Source organism: Ureaplasma rhincodontis (assembly GCF_057537535.1).
In genome coordinates, this window is sequence record NZ_BAAKAX010000002.1 from 160,626 (window position 1) to 179,265 (window position 18,640).

12 protein-coding genes are annotated in these 18,640 nt (G+C 25.9%); 3 read left to right on the top strand and 9 right to left on the bottom strand.

Going from position 1 to position 18,640, the window contains the following annotated elements; all coding sequences use genetic code 4:
- Nucleotide 1: 1 nt before the first annotated feature.
- From pstB to AC27EK_RS02680, 3 genes are read right to left on the bottom strand one after another with little or no spacing between them, the layout of a single operon-like run.
- Complete coding sequence (gene pstB / locus AC27EK_RS02670) at nucleotides 2–958, bottom strand: phosphate ABC transporter ATP-binding protein PstB (RefSeq protein WP_487231813.1); 957 nt, start codon at nucleotides 956–958, stop codon at nucleotides 2–4.
- A gap of 1 nt (nucleotide 959) precedes the next feature.
- Complete coding sequence (locus AC27EK_RS02675; protein ID WP_487231814.1) at nucleotides 960–3,170, bottom strand: ABC transporter permease subunit; 2,211 nt, start codon at nucleotides 3,168–3,170, stop codon at nucleotides 960–962.
- 12 nt (nucleotides 3,171–3,182) lie between these two features.
- Nucleotides 3,183–4,364 carry a type 2 periplasmic-binding domain-containing protein gene (locus AC27EK_RS02680; RefSeq protein WP_487231815.1) on the bottom strand — a complete coding sequence of 394 codons (1,182 nt, stop codon included), beginning with the start codon at nucleotides 4,362–4,364 and terminating at the stop codon, nucleotides 3,183–3,185.
- A gap of 158 nt (nucleotides 4,365–4,522) precedes the next feature.
- On the opposite strand from AC27EK_RS02680, the gene lysS reads away from it, so the two are divergent.
- From lysS to AC27EK_RS02695, 3 genes are all read left to right on the top strand, one after another.
- Nucleotides 4,523–6,001, top strand: coding sequence for a lysine--tRNA ligase (gene lysS / locus AC27EK_RS02685; RefSeq protein ID WP_487231816.1), 1,479 nt, complete (start codon nucleotides 4,523–4,525; stop codon nucleotides 5,999–6,001).
- Nucleotides 6,002–6,100: 99 nt separating this feature from the next.
- A complete protein-coding gene (locus tag AC27EK_RS02690) occupies nucleotides 6,101–6,697 on the top strand; it encodes a hypothetical protein (RefSeq protein ID WP_487231817.1) in 597 nt (198 codons plus the stop codon).
- 28 nt (nucleotides 6,698–6,725) lie between these two features.
- Nucleotides 6,726–9,419, top strand: coding sequence for a hypothetical protein (locus AC27EK_RS02695; protein WP_487231818.1), 2,694 nt, complete (start codon nucleotides 6,726–6,728; stop codon nucleotides 9,417–9,419).
- Between the two features lie 266 nt (nucleotides 9,420–9,685).
- On the opposite strand, the gene AC27EK_RS02700 is transcribed toward AC27EK_RS02695, so the two are convergent.
- From AC27EK_RS02700 to AC27EK_RS02725, 6 genes are all read right to left on the bottom strand, one after another.
- Nucleotides 9,686–9,859, bottom strand: a complete 174-nt coding sequence (locus AC27EK_RS02700) for a hypothetical protein (protein ID WP_487231819.1) — start codon at nucleotides 9,857–9,859, stop codon at nucleotides 9,686–9,688.
- 3 nt (nucleotides 9,860–9,862) lie between these two features.
- A complete protein-coding gene (gene rpmF / locus AC27EK_RS02705) occupies nucleotides 9,863–10,036 on the bottom strand; it encodes a 50S ribosomal protein L32 (protein WP_487231820.1) in 174 nt (57 codons plus the stop codon).
- Nucleotides 10,037–10,141: 105 nt separating this feature from the next.
- Complete coding sequence (locus tag AC27EK_RS02710) at nucleotides 10,142–12,079, bottom strand: thiamine pyrophosphate-binding protein (RefSeq protein ID WP_487231821.1); 1,938 nt, start codon at nucleotides 12,077–12,079, stop codon at nucleotides 10,142–10,144.
- 18 nt (nucleotides 12,080–12,097) lie between these two features.
- A complete protein-coding gene (locus tag AC27EK_RS02715) occupies nucleotides 12,098–12,367 on the bottom strand; it encodes an HPr family phosphocarrier protein (protein WP_487231822.1) in 270 nt (89 codons plus the stop codon).
- A gap of 11 nt (nucleotides 12,368–12,378) precedes the next feature.
- Nucleotides 12,379–14,118, bottom strand: coding sequence for a phospholipase D-like domain-containing protein (locus AC27EK_RS02720; protein ID WP_487231823.1), 1,740 nt, complete (start codon nucleotides 14,116–14,118; stop codon nucleotides 12,379–12,381).
- A gap of 34 nt (nucleotides 14,119–14,152) precedes the next feature.
- Nucleotides 14,153–18,607, bottom strand: coding sequence for an ABC transporter permease (locus AC27EK_RS02725; protein ID WP_487231824.1), 4,455 nt, complete (start codon nucleotides 18,605–18,607; stop codon nucleotides 14,153–14,155).
- Between the last annotated feature and the right edge of the window lie 33 nt (nucleotides 18,608–18,640).

Genomic DNA, 18,640 nt, shown 5'->3' on the forward strand with positions numbered 1-18,640 from the left:
ATTATAACTTTCCAGAAATGTAATCTTTAGTAATTTTTTCTTTGGGATTTGTAAATAATTCTCTTGTATCACTATGTTCTTTTATTAATCCCTTATAAAAGAATATAGTTTCATCACTAACTCTTGAAGCTTGATTCATAGAATGGGTTACTATTACTATAGTAAATTTTTCTTTTAATTGTAAAATTAATTCTTCAATTTTTCCAGTCGAAATAGGATCTAAAGCACTTGTTGGTTCGTCCATTAGTATAACTTCAGGATTTAAAGCAATAGTTCTTGCTATGCAAAGTCTTTGTTTTTGACCACCAGATAAATCTGTCCCTAATTTATCTAATTCATCAGAGACTTCTTCTCATAAAGCAGCAGATTTTAAAGAGTTTTCAACTATTTTGTCTAATAATTTTTTATCTTTAATTCCATGTGATCTAGGACCAAATGCAACATTATCATATATAGACATATGAAATGGTGTAGCTTTTTGAAAAACTAATCCCACTCTTGTTCTAAGTTCAAGTTCTGTTAGATATTTCGATTTAATATTTACTTTGTCAAAATAAATATCACCACTAGTTAATACTCCTTCAATAGTATCATTTAATCTATTAAGATTTCTTAAAAAAGTAGATTTACCACATCCAGAAGGTCCAATAAGAGCAGTTACTTTATTTCTCTTAATATTTACATTAATATCATACAATGCTTGTTTTTTTCCGTGTAAATATCATAAATTAAAATCTCTAACTTCAAATGCGTTTTCATTATTAAAATCTTTTTTAACAGTAGATTTTTTCTTTTTTTGAAATTTTTTGTATTGAATATATTCTTGTTTTTGTTTATAAGATAAAGACAATAAGAAAAACACTTGTTTAGTTTTAGACATTAGAAACAATTCTCTATCAATTTCTGATGGATTCATTTCTTTTGTGCTTTTTGCAGTTGATAAATTAATATCCTTCATATTATCTCCTTTGAATGTAGTTTTCATATTTTTCTTCTGTTATTTGATTTATGTTCTTTTCCATAATCAATAATTTTTCATCTGATATGTAATTAATTTTTATAAACTTGAAATTATTCAAGAAATATTTATTTTTTCTTTTGCTTATATTAAATTCTTCTAGTTGAGAATTTGAAATAAATATTTGATTGCCAACTCTTTGATTCTTCATGAGTTGCTCTGGAACATATTGATGAATATCTTTAGTTTGATCATAAACATAAAAACTAAATTTAATTTTTTCAATAAAGTATTTATAGTTAGGAATTAATAAATAACCTATCATAATCATAATAACAATTAAAAATATATTGGTTAGTGCTGATTCATACATTATTCCATAAGAAGAACTTAAATTGGTTCCAAACATTTGAGAATATATTCTTGTTGTTAGTGTCTGTCCTGGATACATAATAGCCACAGAATTTGCAGAACTTAAACCCGCTGTTAAATATAAAGGAGCGGTTTCGGATAAAATTCTGTTAATCATTACTAATACAGAAGTAACTATTTGGTTTAGTGCTATTGGTAATACTAATTTTCTAATAGTTTCAAATTTAGAATTACCAAGAGAATAAGCATTCATTCTTATTTCATCTGATACATTGTTTAAACCTTGTTGTATTGTTCTAATTAAGTTTGGTAATACAACAAGAGCAATTGTTAATGAACCAGCCAATAAGGAGTTACCCATTTTACCTGCCATTGTAAGTCCCATTGTTTGAATAAAGAACGCCATTCCAAACATACCAAACAATATAGATGGAGTTGAAGATAATGAGTCCATTGCAAACAACATAGTTTTTCTTGGTCATCTATTTCTTGAAAATTCATTTAAATAAACTGCAAGCACTAAAGAAAATGGTAATACAAAAAGAGTTGTAGTAAATATCAATAAAAGAGTATTTAAAGCAGCTTGTCCTGTTGTGTTCATTCCATAATCAAATATTGTATTATTTTGTAAGGTTTCTGGAGACAATCCACGAATTAATATATCAAGTACTATTCATAAAACAAAACCAAATACCACACTTGCACAGATTGCTTCAGATCCAAATTTATATCAAGTTGATACATTTTTAAACTTATTTGTTTTAATTCTATTTGAAATATATTCAGACATTTCTTGTTTAGTTGTATTTACGTTAATGTTTTTTGAAGGTTTATAAGTTATGCTTTCAAATGTTTGAATAATTTGATTTGGAACAAAGCATAAGATTTGCATAATTTTATTAAATATGGCATTTAATCTTATGAATTTACTCTTGTTTTTCTTTTTAGTTAGGAAAATAACAAAACCATTAATGATTGTTATAATTATGAATAATATTATTCCAAAAGCATAAAGTAATCCTCTTAAACTTTCCCCGCCATTTTCACTAAACATACCAACAGATATTACAGAACCTAATGGACTTAAAGAAGAAGTAAGTACAGCTCATATTCCTTGTGAGAATATATCATTATAATTTTGAGAACTTAATAGCATAGATACAGCCATTGTTTCACCAACTGCTCTACCAAATGCAATTAATACAGCAACCAATATCGCTCCTTTAGATTGTTTTTTGAAAACTTTATAAATAGCAATTGTTTTTGTATTTCCCAATGTTATAGAGTTTTCTATTAATCCAAAATCTATATTGTCATAAGAATTAAGAGTTAGAGATATTATTGTAGGAATCAACATGAATCCCATCATAAATATCGCAGATAATACAGTTGATGATGAATTTAAATGAAAAATTGCATCAACAGCCGAACCTAAAGAACTTAAAGTAAAAAGACCAAATACAACTGATGGGATTCCAGCCATAATTTCTATTGATATTCTCATAGCTTTTTCAAGCTTCTTAGATTTGATTCTAAATTTAATAAATGTAGCAGTTTTAATTGCTAAAGGGATTGCAATTATTAATCCACAAACAGATATTAATAAAGTAATAGCTAATGGCATTCATATTGAGGCGTGTTTAATGTCTGGATTATTAATATTAAATTTATCAGTTCCTAATATGTTTGATAAACCATATGCCTGAAAACCAGGAATACTTTTTCATATTATAAAACCAACAAATCCAACAAAAATAAATAACAATAATCAAGCTGCAATTTGTGAAACAATCTTCGCAATTGAATTACTTAACAATTTGTTTTTAGTTATTTTATTCATTTAATACCTTCATTAAATAGCACCATATCAAGTGTCTTTGTTTTTTCTTTTAATATATTGTTCTGAATTTTTTAATAATTGATAATCACTAACAAAGAAATCCATGCTTCCATTGATTTTTAAACACATGGAGTTAAATTGAGCCTCGTTAATTGGTTTATAATCAGATGAAGTAATTAAATTATAAAGTTCGGAATTTGGTTTTTTTATTATGTTTTTATAGTATCAATCAAAAAATTGATTAACAATTTTATATTCATCAACTCTAAACAAAAGATTAAATGGTCTATATCAATTATAACCATTGGCAATATTATTTAAGTTTAAAGGACTTGGAGATTGTTCGTTTGGTCCTTGATATTCGGCTATAACAAAACCATTATTTCTTATTTCTTCTATATTGTTTAAAACAAATCCCGCAGATAAATAAACCATTTTAACAATGTTTTTATTTGTATTGTAATTATTAACTTGTTGAAAAGCTTGTAAATTAGATTCTGCAGTCTGTTCAGTTATGGGACCGTAACTACCATTTTTAAGTGGATCAAACTCTTTTGCATCTAAATCAGAATGATTAACAAGTCCTGTATATTCAAAAAAAGATTCAGCGGTTCCAGAGGCTTCAGCTCCTCCAACTCTGGCAAATGGTTTTATTTGATATGATGGTAAATCGCTTTGTAACATATTAAGATTATAAGTTTTAAAGCCCGCAAAAGCTCTGAACAAATCTAAAATATTCTTTTGATTTATAACTAATTTTGGATATTTATTTTCATTTGGAGGTAATTTATAAATTAATGCCATTCCATCTCATGCAATCGTTGCAGTTTTTATTTTTGATTTTTCTCACACTTCACTATTAGTTCCTGTGATTGCAACATTAGTTCCGTTAGCTGGAACTCCTGCAACTTTTGAAGATGGAGTTTTTGAAACAAGCCCAACATTTTTTTTATTATTAATAATATATTGGATTCCAACACCAGAGCCACCAGCGCCTGAAATTATTTGGGTTCCAGTGTCTTTATAATAAAGTTTTGATATTTTTTCTATTAACGGATGAACCGAAGAAGAACCTGCCATATATAAAAAAGTGGGATTTGAATTTCAATTAAATAAAAATGCTACAAACATTCCAATTATTAAACCAATCATAGAAACAACAAGACCTATTTTGATTATTCTCTTCTTAATCATTAAATTCCCCAATATAAACTTAATACTATTTTATTAAATTTTTCTTTTGAAAATAAACAATTATTTAATTATTTTTATAAGTTTTTTTAATTTACTCTTTTTTATAATTTGTATACTATAATTTTAATTATTATTTGTAACGAAAAAGAGATATTAAAATGAGCAGAGAATTTACTGATCAAGAACTAATAAGAAGAGAAAAATTAAAAAAACTACAAGAAGAAAAGAACAATCCTTTTGAAATTGAAAAAGTCAAGAGAACATGTAGCTTAAGTGAATTCAAAAATGAATTCAATAAATTTTCAAAAGAAGAATTAAAAGAAAAAACAAATAAGACATTCACTTTAGCTGGAAGACTAGTTTCTTTGAGACAAACCTTTGGTGTTATTAAAGATTTTTCAGCTAAACTACAATTTTATGTAAATAAAAAAGAAGTAGACGAACAAACATTTTTAGTTTTTAAATCACTTGATTTTGGTGACATTGTAAAAATTACTGGTGTACCAACTAAAACTAATACTGGTGAAATAACTATATATGTAAAAACAATTAAAATAGTTACAAAATCTTTAAAAGTATTACCAGAAAAATTTCATGGTCTTCAAGATGATGAAATAAGATCAAGACAAAGATATCTTGATCTTATTGTTAATGATTCAACAATGGAAATTTTTGTACTTAGAAGTAAGATAATAAAAATAATTAGAAACTATTTGGATAATAAAGATTATTTTGAAGTTGAAACTCCAGTCTTACAACCAACTTTAGGTGGTGCTGCTGCAAAACCATTCATAACTCATCATAATACTTTGGATAGAGATTACTATTTAAGAATAGCAACTGAAATTCATCTTAAAAAAATCATTGTAGGTGGTTTTGAAAAAGTTTATGAACTTGGAAGAGTTTTTAGAAATGAAGGAATGGATACAACTCATAATCCAGAATTCACTTCTTTAGAACTTTATGAAGCATATTCTGGTATGGAAGAAATGTTAGTTATTTGTGAAGAAATTTTTAAAGAAATTTCTAAAAAATTAAATAAAACGATATTTAAATATAGATCGTTTGACATTGATGTTTCCAAACCTTTTAAGGTTATTCATATGGTTGATTTTATTAAAGAAGTAAAAGGTATTGATTTTTTCAAAGTGAAATCAACAAAAGAAGCTTTAGAAATCGCTAAAAAACACAATATTTCTTTAGAAAAACACGAACAAACATATGGACATGTTGTAAATGCTTTTTTTGAAAACTTTTGTGAAGAAAAAGCAATTGAACCAACATTCGTTTGAGGACATCCTGTAGAAGTTAGTCCATTATCTAAAAAAGATTACTCAGATGAAAGATTCACTAAGCGTTTTGAGTTGTTTATTGGACAAAAAGAATTTGCAAATGCTTTTAGTGAATTAAATGATCCAATTGATCAATTATCAAGATTCGAAGAACAAGTAAGAGAGAAAGAACTTGGCAATGATGAAGCCAATGAAATTGATAATGATTTCATTGATGCTCTCGAATATGGTTTGCCTCCAACTGGAGGATTAGGAATAGGTATAGATAGATTAATAATGCTGTTTACTGAACAAGATAGCATTAAGAATGTTTTATTATTTCCTCACATGAAAGAGAAAAAATAAATTAGAAAATCAAAAAAGTATTATAATTATTCCAATAGTGCTTTATATGTAATAGAGTAAAGATTAAATATATGAAATTAAACTAAGGCTAAAGCTAAAATGAAAAATAAGAATAAAACAACTCCTCAAATAAACAAAGAGTTTTTAGGACATAATGATTTAGAACTTCAAAATTTATCAGAAGAACAAATTAAAAATTCAATTTTGGTAAACACAATGTCTGAAGAATGAGCATTGAATCATGATTTCTTTAAATTTGTGTCTGTTCATAAATACAACAACAAGGGTAAATTTTTAAGATTGATTGTAGATAATAAACCTATTTATTTAGCTAAATATTTAGATTATGATTTACATGATATTGAATCAAACATTAATCTACATCAATTTTTAACTGATGAAGATTTATTAAGAGATCAATTTGAATTAAGTGTTGGAACAAAAGAAGTAAATCGTTTCAAAGTAGATGTTAATGTTTTAATTCAAAAAATTGTAATTACAAACTTAGAACTTCAAGAATTACTAGTGAATATCAAAATTGCACACTCTCATGATGAAATTATTATGTATAAACAAAAAATAAGTTGATTAATAATTTTATTAGGTAATTTTTATACAGATGCTGCAAATTTAGATTTTACAAATTTACAGATCTATATTAAAAACTTAATTAATTATGTTGAAAGCAAGATTTAAAAAGAAGAGTTTAAATTAGGATAAAAAAATGAATAATAAAAATAAAAAAAATTTAGTAGTAAATGAAAACCCAATTATTTACACTAATGTTAATGATTCTATTCTTAAAGAAGAAATCAACTACGTAAGTTCTTTACTATACTCACAAAAAATTACAGAAGAAATTTTATGTGAAGCAAAAGAAACTATTAATATTGATATTGCTAATACATATAGAAATTGAGATTTTAACCCTAACCAACCTTTTTCAAAATTAGGTAATGTTGGAATATTTGAAAATAATCCACGTGTATACCAAAAATTATTAAATCTTTCTGAACTTTCATTAGAAGAACTTAAAAATAATTCAAACTGAAGAGACAAAGAAAAAACAGGTAGTTTTGTTAATGTTGTTTTAAAAACTATTATTCAAGATCTATTTATCGTAATGAATGTTACAAATAAATATCGTCATTTTGATAAGTTAATTAAAACATCTAAAAAATTCATTTTTGATCTTACAGATTTGAGTTTATCAAAAAATAAAAATAAATATATTTATCATATTAAATTAAACTCTAAAAAGACTTTTGCTGAAATTAGAAAAACATTAAAATTACTTGAAGAATCAGAAGTTAAAACATTCAATAATTTAAGAGCCAATGTTAAATTATTAGTTAATATAATTACTGTTAATGAAGATTTAAACTTCTATGAAGTTATTAAATCTGATAAAGAAACTTTAAGTGACAATGCTAAAAAAGTTGTTAGAAATAGAATTGTTGCTGAACATATTGTTAAAGACAAACAAGTTAGAATTTTAATTGCAATTTCTTCAATTAAAAGTATGAATGAATTGATTTGTATTTATTCTGAAAAACTTATTTTCTTTTCAGAGTTCTCTAATTTATTAGCATTATTAAGATCAGAACATATTGAAATTTTAAAAACTATATCAATTAATAAAATTAAAGGTTACAGTGTAGTTGCTTCTCAAAAGAAGGCAATTATAAATGTTCTTAAACAAAAAATCCTTTTAGAAGAATTAAGAGAATTACTTAGATTCATCAATATTATTAAAGAAAATGAATTTTCTAAATATTTTGACTCATTCAAAGAATATATTATTGAATTAGAAAAATATGAGAAAAAAATTATTAATCTTGCAAGACAAAGAAAGTCTGATGCTACTAGCGTAAAGAACATGTTGAAAAACATTAATAAATTTGCTGAAAACGACAGTCGTTTAAATTATTCTTATCCTATTCATTTAGATAATCCAACAGATGTTTGTAAAAAAATAGTGTTGGCTGATAAAAAAGAAGTTCATCAGAAAAACACTATTGAATATATTGATGATGTAATTTCTTTTGTGACTCAAACTCCTTCTTCTATTATTGATCGTAATGATGAAGAAGTATTAATAGAAGATTTATTTGAACAAGAAGAAATAATTCAAAAACAAGAACAAGAAGATAGAATTGCCTTCTTAGAAGATGAACCTGAAGAATTAATATATAGAGTTAAAAGAGATCCTGAATTAATCGATGCTTATGAAGATTATTCTAATTCTAATCATTCAATTTATGAAGTTGAATGAATGCCCGGATTTATTCCTGAAATCGAAGTTGATTTAACTGCTTATGCTGATGGCGAAAAACCACTTCCAGTTGAAGTAGAAGAAAAAGAAGTTATCAAAGAAGTTGTTGATAAAGAACCAACTCCAGAAAATATCGGTGTTACTCTTGAACACTTCAACAATGATATTGATAAATGTAATGAATGTAATAAAAACCCAGTTGCTAAATTACCAGAAACTGAACAAACAGGAAGTACTGTTCTTTACTCAAAACAATGTCTTGATTGTCAACCAAAAGAATTATTTGTTGATGGAGAACAAGAAGCTGAATTAATTCCAATTGTTGATGATGCTGAAATGATTCATTCTTCTAATGAAGAAGATCCAATTGGTACTGATGTAGAAGTTTCATTTGAAGATGATTCAACAATTGATTCATATGAACCAATTTACACTCCAATGAAAGAAGAAGAAATATCTCTTTCTCCAATTGTTCAAGAAAAAATTATTGAAACTACAATTATAGAAAAAAGAATTCCTGAACATCAACCAGAACCAACTGCAGAACCTGAATTCTGATCTCAACCAGAATCAGAATTAAAATCTGGACCAGAACCTGAACATCAACCAGAAATGGAATATGAACCTGAACCAACTCCAGAATTAGCTCATGAAGTTGAAGAACCTCAACCAGTCAAATCTAAACCACTTAGACGTAAAGATATTGACATAGATATAATTAAAGAAAAATCTAATGACGCTAGTCTTTTACAAGCAACAAGAATGCCTGGTAATGATGAAGAAGCAGAAGGTATATGAGTTGACACTGCTTATAGAGTTAAATATGAAATTTCAGATAATGGTTGAAAACTAAGTAAATTAGTTAAGATCATTGAAGATGAACTTGAAAAAATAGAAAAAAACCCTGATACTAATATTTCTAACTACTCTCCTTCAAGTAAAACTAAATTCTTCAATATTAAAAACTTACCTTCATTCGAAGTTTTAAATCAAGAAGAACTTGAAATTACTGATGCTGCGGTTAATGTTATTAGTGATACAAGATATACTTTAGCTCATATGGAAAAAGTATCTGAAGAAATTGCTAAGGAAAAAGCAATTAAAGAAGCTAAGAAGGCTGCAAAAGCTGCTGCAAAAGCTTAATAATAGTTTATAATTATTATTGAAATTCAATTTAAACAAAATTAATATTTACTCTTGGGCAACCAAGAGTTTTTATTTGTACTATAAACGATTGAATAGGCTTAATCTTTTCTTTTTATGATATTTGTATTCATTTACAAATAAAAAGCCTTTAAGGGGTGTTTAAAGACTTTTAGAAAAGTTATTTTGAATTACATAATTTGTTTATAAGTATTTGAAGTAATTATTTAATAGCAAAATAAAAACCTGCACTTAAACACAGGTTTTTAAGCAAATATTCTAATAACAAGAATTAAAACAATAGCAGATGTTATTCCTAATATTATAGTTAAGATAATCATATTGATTTTGAATCAATCAACTTCTGTTTTAACTTTTTGATCTTGAAAATTTGTAGCTTTTGGAATGTTTTTAATATTGTCTAAATTATTCTTTTTCATTTATTAAATGTCAAGAATCTTTTTGTCACCATACATTCCACAACTCAAGCAAACACGGTGAGGTTTGTTTTGAACTCCACATTTTTTGCATGCTACAGAAGTTTGTATTTCTAAATGATGATGACTACGACGCATTCCCTTACGAGACTTACTTACTCTACGTTTTGGTACGGCCATTTGAAATCCTTTTCTAAATTTTAGTTAGTTACTAAATACTAAATAATTATATAATTTTTTTAACTTAAAAAATAACTATTTAAAAAACTTATTTTTTATAGTGTTTTATTTAAGAAAGTTATCTTTAATTTCTTTTATTATACTATTTTTTTCAAACCCTAATAATTCATAAAGTTTTTGTCCATCCATTGAATGTCCATAATCATTAACTCCAAAGAATTTAAAATTATTAGTATAAATTGCTAATTTATATCACATAGGATCATTTGATGCTTCAATAGCAAAAATTCCTAATTTAGATTTCAAATCTGATTTTAAATTTTTAGACTCTAAATATTTATTAAGATTTGGAACTGATATAACTTTTATTTTAATTTCTTTAAATTCATTAGCGACTTGAACAGCAAGTCCAACTTCAGATCCAGAAGCTACTATAGTAAGATCGGCTTCTTTTTGTTCTTTGACTATATAACCACCTTCTGTTTCTGATAGCTTGTAGTTTGTACTTTCTAATGAGTTTAAGTTCTGTCTAGAAGCCAAGATTTGATAAGTAGTAGTTTTGCTACTTAAAGCTTCAGAAAGGGCCATAAGCGTTTCTTTTTCATCTGCTGGTCTTATTGTTTGTGTATTTGGAATGGTTCTAGCCATTGCAAATTGTTCAACAGGTTGATGAGTAGGACCATCACTACCTATTAACACACTGTCATGAGTGTATACATAAACTGAATTTAGTTTTGAAATAGCTCCCAATCTAACAGATGGCTTCATGTAATCACTAAATGCCATAAAGACACTTGATATACTTCTTAAACCGCCATGTAATAAGATTCCATTTTGGATTCCTGCCATTGCATGTTCTCTTAAACCTAGTTTAATGTAGTTATTAGTTTTGTTTTTGTTAAAAGATTCTTCATTATTTCTTACGCCCGTTGAAGAACTAACGTCTGGAGAAAGTAATAAAGTATCTTTAATTTCTTTTTCTACTTGATTTAATATTTCATTAATAGTGGTTCTTGAAGGAACATTTTTAGATAATTTGTTAATGTTAACAATATCTTCAATTTTTTGAAAAATACCATTTGTTTGATTAATGAATTGCTTAGTTAGTTCTGGTTTTTCTGATTTATATTTTTCTAATAATTTATTTCATTTTTCAAATTCATTATCACCAGAACTTACTATTGATTTAAATTCAGAATATATATCTTCTGAAAACTCTCAACCATTATCTTTAAGATTAAAATGATTTAAAAATTTATTGTATTCTTCATCGCTTATTGAAGGGCCATGTCCTTTAACTGTGGATTGAACACTAAGTCCTTCGGAGATAATTGTTTTAACTTCAATGAATGTTGGTTTTGAAGATTTCTTTGCTTTTTCAATAGCAGTAAGAATGTTTTTTTCTTCATTATTAGTTTTAATATAATTTCAGTTCATACTTAGCATTCTTTTTTCTAAGTTTTCTGCATTTACTTCTTGAACTGAAGATTCTAATTGTCAATCATTTGAATCATGTAAAACTATAAGTTTGTTTAAACCTAATTTACCAGCAGCACTCATTGCTTCATATGATATTCCTTCTTGAATATCACCATCACCAGCTACTACATAAGTGTGATGATCAATTAGACCTTTCAATTCTTTGAATTGAGAATATAAATAAGATTCAGCTAAAGCCATTCCAACGCCTAATGCTATACCCTGTCCAAGCGGTCCAGTAGAAGCATCAATATAAGGAGTTAAAAAACTTTCAGGATGTCCTGGTGTTTTAGATTTATATTGTCTAAAATTTTGCATTTCTTTCATGTCTAATAAGTCCATGAAAGCTAGTATAGGATATAAACTCATAACGCCATGACCACCAGAAAGCACAAATCTATCTCTATTAATTCATAAATGATCTTTAGAAGTTATTTTAAAGTTTGATTTATAAATCGAATAATTTATAGGAGCGGCACTTATTGTCATACCTGCATGTCCGTTATTAGCATTTTTGATTGATTTGATACCTAAGTGTCTTATAGCATTTGTATATTGTTTCATATTACTGTCCTTTAGTTATTAAATAACTTTAATATCTCTTAATAGTTTTTCAACTGAATCAATAGCTTCTGATGAATCTTCGCCTGTTATTATCATTTCTAATTCATCACCTTGTTTGATATTAAGAGCCATTAAATTTATTAAAGATTTAGCATCACAAATTTTGTCATTTACTTTGAAGTTAATACTTGATTTAAATGCAAATGTGAAATTTACTATTTTAGTTGCTTTAGTATATTCAATTCCGAGCTTGGAATTAATTATATATTTTCTAGTATACTTTTGCATTTTAATTCTCCTTATAGTAATGGTTGAATTAATCTTAGTAAATAAGTAACAAAATTACCACTTAAATTTTGTTTCTTTTTAAGATATGTTCTGTCAATTTTTGCAGAATTTTTTAATAATTCTTTTGAATAATCAGTTAATTGTTTGTTGATCTCCTCATTATAAATTATGATCATACTTTCATAATTTGAATTTAAAGATCTAAGATCCATATTGAATGTTCCAATTAAAGAAATTCTATCATCAACTAATATAAGTTTTGTATGAACAAAACCATTATATTCATGGAAAGTAACATTACTTCTCATTATTTTTCAATAATTCATTCTATTCATGTAAAGTAAGAATCATTGATTGTTCTTAACTCCAGGAACAACAATGTCGACTGTAATACCAGAAGCAGCAGCTGATCTTATTGCTGTAAATATTTCATCATTGGGATTAAAATAAGGAGTAATTATTCTAATAGATTTATTGGCTCTTGAGATACTTGAAATTATTTGTTCAGTTAAGAAATCAGTATAATTTCTTGGTCCTGTGTTTATAAAAGAAACTAAGTTATGATCTATATTTTCTTCATGTTCAATAATTTCAAATTCTTGTTTAGGAAATTCTTTAATTATATTTTCATTTTTAAGATGATTAAATAGGTCTCTTTCTTGTCTTGGTTTTCATTCAATGTTTTCAGCTATTATTTTTTTGGCTCTTCTGAAGAATTGTCTTCTTAATTTGTAAAAACTAACTGTTATTTTTTTAGATGGATGAACATGTTTTCATAAAGCAAGGTGTTTAACAAGAGCTTCATTACCTTGATTTTCTCAATCTGAAAAGAATGAGAATAACATTCTTTGAACTAATGGTCCTTCTATTGAAAAGTTAAGATCATGTCAGTTTGCATAATCTTCTCTCATTGATAAATATTCATCACCAAGATTAGAGCCACCATAAATACAAATTTCATTATCAACTATTAACATTTTTCTATGTGATCTGAAATTAGTAGTTGATCTTATTTTGTAATCATTCTTTGATTCAAAGAATGCAATTTCTATATTTTTCTCTTGACATAATCTTTGGGTCAGTTGTTTAGAAAATATTTTTAATGATCCAACTCTATCAAAAAGAATATAAATTCTTACACCCTCTTTTGCTTTTCTTAATAATAAAGCTATTAAGGTGTTTAAATAAAAACCTTCACTAATAATGTAATATTGGATAAATACAACTTTTTTTGCCTTTTCTATAGAATCAAACAAGGTTTTAAACATTGCTGTGTTTTGATTAATAATAGTAATGTGATTTTTAGTAAAGACAGGCTCTTGGCAAGTGTTGTAGTTATATCTAACAAGAGTTAAAAAGTTAGAAGCAAGTGTTTGGCCTTTAATAGACATTAAATCATTGAATAATGAGTAGTTATATAAACTAATATATTTTTTTTCTGTCTTGATGTAATTTTTCTTTGATTTGTATTTAAAAGGAGTTCTTCCTCAAAATAAGAAAATAAAGAAAGCAAAGAAAGGAAAAATCAAAAACAAAAGAAGTCAAGTTAGTTTTGATTTCGTAGTTCTTTTGTTTGAGTTCACTATTCAAAAAGCAAACCCTGCATTAAACATTAGTATTGATAATAATGAATAAACGATTGTTCATATCTTATTATTTACGAATATAGCCAAAATGATCACTATTGCGATATTCACAATAGCAATCAATAGATTAAAGAATATATAAAAATTAAATTTAGTTTTTTTCAAATCTTTCATAACACATTTATTATAATTTATTAAATTATCATTTCAATGCTTCAACAGCATTTAACCTTTCAAAGAACTTAACACTTATAAATAATATTAATCCAAAGAAAGCAAAAAATGCAAATGAAATTATAAAGAACGCTCATATGTTAAGTGGCATTAGTAAGTAAACGTTTATATTTGCAAAAGCAAATGTTCTAAACATTTCAAGGATTAACATAGTAACTGGGATAGTTAATACAGCAGTAAATGCTCATATAGGTATTAACAAAGTGAAGAAGTTCATGGCGTTTTTAAAATCACTAAAACCAAGTGTTTTTAATAATGCGGCTAGTTTAATTGAATCATTCATCATCATTCATAATAATAAGAACATTATTAACATTCCAAGAACGATTACCAATGCGGCTATTAGTCCTTCTAATGTTTGGAAGGTAGTTGTTAATTCTTGAAATATTCTAACAGAATCTAATGTTGATAAAGGATTTTTTAATAATGTTAGATAAATCATATTTCCATATACATCATTAAGTTCATTTATTAGAGATACAACAAACGGTCCAAGAGTTGTTTCGTCTTTAATGCTCAGGGCATTAAGTTTATTAGTGAATGTTGTTTTATCTGTTAAGGTTCCATTAAGCATTACTGGATGATCAAAGAAACCTCTTCAAATAGCATCATATTCTTTTTGTTTTTTAGTTGTGTTTTTTAAAATTCCTATAATCAATTTCTTGATTACACCTGAGTTTTCATAGTAACTACCGACAGGATATAAGCCAGAAGGACTATATAAAGAAATGTTATTAATTAATAAATATGGTTTCTTATTTTTGGTGAATATACCATTAAATGATTTTCCAGTATTTGGAGTGTTAAATTCTGGTTTATTAAGACCAATAATTTTTCTAGCTATTTCAATAGAAGTAAAGAATTCAGAGTTGTGACTTAGATTTGATATTCCAACTACTTTAAATTTATATGTTGTTGGAATAATAGCTTTGTTGTATCTTTCTACTGTGTTAGTAGGTTGAAAATCAACAATACTTCCTATTTTTCAATTATATGCTTTTGCAGCATATGAATTTATAATTAATGGATATAACCCATCTGTTTGTTTTTCAAATAATAAATGATTAATTGAGTCATTATTTTGATTTTTTAAATAAATGAATCTAGAGTTTGATTGAATACCAGTAATTTTTACAGAAGAATTGTTTTTGCTAATTATATGACCTTCATCATATACAAATTTTTCATCTTCAGCATTATTGAACGGAACTGAGTTATATGAAAGTTTATAAAGTTTATTTTGATAATAATTTTCATTTAATAAACTTGTAACAAAATTTATGAAATTTAAATTATATTTTAAAGCCATTCCTATTAATAATTTTGCGATTTTTTTAATGTCAAAATTATAATATACACCTTTGATTCAAGGATCTTCTATTTGTTTTGTTCCTACAACATATTTATCAGAAGATTTAAATAATTTATTTATTAAAAAGCTTCTTACTGTTCATAAATTTTTAACAACATTGGCTGATGGATCAATAGAAAAATTAATCGTGTTATTTTCTTTGTTAATAGTTAAATTTTTTATATTTGTAAATAATCCTTTAGGATAAGGAGCATCAACTAATTGTGTTGAATAATAATTATTAATGAATTTCATTAATTCTTTTTTAGGTAAATTATATATTTCATCTATTGTTAATTTTTTAAGATCAAATATGTTTTGAGCATTAATAAAACCAGCATTTTTTGAAACACTTAATATTTGTTTATCAACATCAGGAGTATCAATGTTCCCTATGGTTCAATTTGTAGGAATTACAGGAATGTTTGGAGTTGTTAAAGGGTCTGTAACCATTGGTGAGAATGTAATTGGAGACTGATCTTTAAGCGCATCTGTTAAAAATTCATTGTTTAAATTCTTAGCAAGATTTACTTGATTTTGAGGCATTATAGAGTTAGCATTCTCTCAAGGATTTGTAGCTGATTGACCACCACCAAATGTATTATCAAGAATAATTTGCATTTGTGTCATATTTTTTAAGAAAAAAGGATTACTTAAATAAGAAGACACATCACTACCACTTGGTCATTGTAATGAAGATCATTGTTGAAATAATTTTGATTTAGATAATTCATTCTGATAAAGAGGGCTTTTAGATATTAAAGATGGTTCAGGATAAAAACTAGACATACCAAGTTTTGAAAAATCAACAGGATAATATTGTCCACCTTGAATTGTTGGAGTTTCTAATTCTATTTCAAAACTTGTTTTGTTAGTTCTTAATTCATTTCTTGTTACGTTCTGAAAAGCATTTGCTGATGAGGAAATAAATAAAAATACTGAAGAGATTAATGTTGTAATGAAAGTTAATATAACTATTTTACTTACTGCAGAGAAAGCTAATGAAAATCTAAATTTAACTATTGTAGAAGCTCAATCAATAGATTTCTTTGTTATCAATAATAATCATGTTACTTTAAATGTGTTGTCTTCTTTTAATAATTTTGGAGCACTACTTCTTAATAATCAATAACCTATAGCATATGTTGTAAGAACGAATATGATTATAGGAATTATGAAAGCTAATGCAAAAATTCCAAAATTAAAATCAGTTATTGGTGTGCTTGCTATTCAATAGTTTGAAAATAAATTAATACTTAATGATTGACTATATAAAGCAGCGACATATCCTATTATTCCACCAATAAAGGCAGGAACAAAACCAAGAATAGTAACACTTGAAAGAACTTGTATTTTAGAAACACCATTAGCTATTAATATAGCTAATGTGTTTTTATTATCAACAATAAATCTCTTAGCAAATAACAAAATAACAAATATAGTTAAAGCTAAAATAAATCCAGAAATAACAAATGAAACATTAGTAACTATATCAATTAATTTTGTAACAAAATCTACTCTTAAAGTTGAAGGGGTTAATTTATTGTTTGGATCATTAAATCAATATGCAATTTGAACATTCTCGGGGAATGACATATATTTATGAGCTAAAACATTAAGTTTTTTTATTATTTGTTCTTTGTTTAATTTCCCATTATATTTTATTAATATTGAATTCTCGGTTGTGTTACTAGGAAAAGATGCATGGACTTTTGAATAACCAGCATCATTTAAATAAATTAATGCTTGATTTTTCATATCAGGTATAACATTTGAAAAATCAATAACAGGATACATAAAATCAGGACTTAAACCCTGCCCTATTATTAAAAAAGGAACTGAATCTACATAAACTTTATATTCTTCTGGTATTGAATTCATATAAGAATTAAAAGCGTTTTCAGAAATAAATGATCCCTTGGGCTTTGTTGCTTGTTCAAAATCTTTTAAATTAAATATTTTTTTATTGTTATCCCTTAAAAATCTTGAAGAAACAACAGCAAGACTAGAACTAAAATTAGAAAAATAACCACTATACATATTAAGAGGATCTGTCATATTATAAAAAGCTATTTTGAAATTATCAATAGATGGATTTAAATATCCCGCACCCTTTTTATCTAAGAACAAAGTTAAATAAGATTTACATTTTGTAAGTATGTTAGTCTCTTCTGCGGTTAAACCAGCATATTTTGTAAAGTTATAAGGATCAAATGTTTTATCAATCTTTGATATTTTATTAGTTATTTCATATGCTTGAATAAATGGCATGCCTGATTTACTTCATTTAGCTAATGACATGAAATAAAGAATATTAATTCTAGCGTCTATACTTTTTTGAATTTCTGGAGTTATTTGGTTATATGAAAGATTTTCAGTTGATAAATTATATATACTTTTAAAGTTAATAAATGAAGGTAATTCAGAACCACTTGAGACCATTAATTTATCAATTTGATAATTGTCATTGTATTTAATAACTTTATAGTCTTTGTTTTGTTTTTTGTTTGAATAAGAAATATTAATAGAATCAAAATTTCTATAATTAAGACCATAAAGATTACCATTTTTACCTGGTAATGGTGTGTCTGGTAATTGATTAGTTGATGTTTTTAAAAAACCACTATAAACAACTTGATTTAAACCTAATTGAAATGAAATTAAACCAACATTTGGATTTCTTTCTATATTTTGTATTTGGCTTATATTAATATTAGAATTATTAAGTTTATTATAAATTTCAACTAGATTTAATTCTGTAATAGAGTTTACATTAACATTAGATAAATTCATACTTTCTAATGTTGGAGATATGTTTTTAGATCTTTCAAGATTTAAAGCATTATAAAAATTAGTCTTGTTTTCTTCTGTCTTAAAGTTACGAGACATCACAATATTGTGTAAATTACCACCTTTTACAAGCGTTTCATAAGATGATTTTAAGTTTAAACTTAAAAAACTGCAAGTAAAAAATATTCAAATAGATAAAAAAATTAACACAACTAAAGAAAGAAGTGAAAATTTCTTTTTGAATATATATCTCGACATATTTTTTAAAAGGGTGTTCATATATAAACCTTATATAAGTCAGCAGACAATAAA